We start from the raw sequence: 1,867 nt of genomic DNA, 5'->3' as shown, positions 1-1,867 counted from the left end.
CGCGCAGCATGTCGGCACCGAGATCTCGAACGCCGCCCAGGCAGTGGCGAGGGGAGACGTCCGGAACGACACTGCCTTCGCGTTCGTGGCGCGGACGGACAAGAAGGATCGGGAGACCGTCTTTGAGAACGAGGCCTGCTGGGCCAAGTCCCTGCCGGCGCTCGGGATCACCTATCCAATCACGAACATCCGCGAAGCGGTCGCCACGGCCAAAACCAGGCTCTCGACGGCGAGTTCGGTCAAGCGGCTGTACTTCGGCATTCCGACGGGCGCGGCCGACTTCTGGATTGCGGAGGATAAGTGGGCGGCGGTGCTCGCCCCGATCGGCGAGGAAATCATTGCCCAGCTGAAAGGCTGCCGCTGCTGGCTCAGCCTCGACCTTTCGAAGAAGAACGACCTCACGGCGCTGACCGCCACCTGGATCGATGGCGCCGGCGTCCTATGGCAGAAGACTTGGTACTGGACGACTGCCGAGGGGCTCGCGGATCGGGCTAAGGCCGACCAGGCGCCCTACGAAGAGTGGGTTGAAAAGGGTCACCTCACCGCCGTCGATGGCGCGACGATCGACAAGAGCTTCGTGGCGGCCAGGGTAGCGGAGATCTGCGCCGAGCATGACGTCCAGGAGCTGGTGTTCGACCCGGCGCAGATGGCTGACTTCCTCGCCGCCTGCGAGGAGATCGGGTTCCCCGTGTGGAAGTTCGAGAAGCCCGATCAGCCCGCGGGCAAGGGTCTGAAGCTGGTGCGCCATGCGCAGGGACCGAAGGTCATGTTCGAGGACCGGCAGTACTGCATGCCGCGCTCCATCGAACGGTTCGAGGATCGCATCCTCAAGGAGACAATCGTCATCGACGACTCGCCGGTGACGTACAGCTGCGCGGCCAATGCGGCGCTGGTGGAGGACGGCATGAAGAACCGGGCCTTCGACAAAAAGCGGTCGCGAGGACGCATCGACGGGGTCGTCACGGCCGCCATGGGCGTCGGCGCCGCTGACAACGTTCCGCTCGAGGGCGAGACTTACGCGGGCAGCTTCGTCGTCGACCTGGACGACGTCGACATAGACGAGGCCGAGCTTTGAGCATTCACGGGTACAAGCTTTCGGCCGCAGCCGCTGCGGCCGAAGCGCGCTATGCCGGCGCCGCCGTCCAGAACGCGATAGACAGCGTGCCGGTGATCGCCGGCAATGCCGACTTCCTCGACTGGTTCGGCAATGGGGTCAGCGCCGCCGGCGTCACCGTCACCCCAGAGACGGCCATGCGCTCCTCGGCCGTTTGGCGGTGCGTGACGCTGATCAGCGGAGCGCTCATGTCCATGCCGCTGGGCGTCTACGAACGCGTCGGTGACAACGGTCGGCGCTACTTGCCGGACCATGAGTTCAACCGCTTCCTGCAGGCCGAGCCGAACGAGGAGATGAGCGGGCCGGAGTTCGTCGAGCTGCAGGCGTTCGCGATGCTGCTGCGCGGCAACGGCTACGGCCTGATGCGGCAGGCCCGCAACGGCAAGGTCACTTCGATCGACTATTATCACCCGGCCAGGGTGATGGCGTTCCGCTCCACAGACAAATCCGTGTGGTACCGGTTCACTAATCTCGACGGCAGCCAGGAGGACCACCACTCCTCCTACGTTCTTCATATGCGCGGCCCCGGCCGGGACGGACTGGGCGTCAACGGCCTGTCCGCCATCTCGTACCATGCGCAGTCGATCGGGATCTCGCTTGCAAGCCGGGACTACACGTCGAAGCAGTTCGAGCAGGGCCTGCTCACCAACGACTTCTTCACGTTCACGGGCGAGATATCGGCCGAGCAGCGCGCCGCCTTCAAGGCGTACCTGCTGAAGAAGGCCATGGGCGTTAAGAACGCCCATAACCCGC

The 1,867-nt window shown here is 64.9% G+C and carries 2 protein-coding genes; both read left to right on the top strand.

Annotation, left to right across the window (positions count from 1 at the left end):
* Window positions 1-1,075 (top strand): terminase TerL endonuclease subunit (locus PYV61_RS24910; protein ID WP_275836581.1); only part of this gene is annotated, 1,075 nt, incomplete at its 5' end.
* The coding region (locus PYV61_RS24905; RefSeq protein ID WP_275836580.1) for a phage portal protein at window positions 1,072-1,867 on the top strand (796 nt) is incomplete at its 3' end. The genes PYV61_RS24910 and PYV61_RS24905, both read left to right, overlap by 4 nt.

It is taken from the genome of Roseisolibacter sp. H3M3-2, from assembly GCF_029211165.1.
Classification (GTDB): Bacteria; Gemmatimonadota; Gemmatimonadetes; order Gemmatimonadales; family Gemmatimonadaceae; genus Roseisolibacter.
The sequence above is the reverse complement of the archived record's forward strand: the minus strand, read 5'-3'. Positions and strand labels throughout refer to the sequence as shown.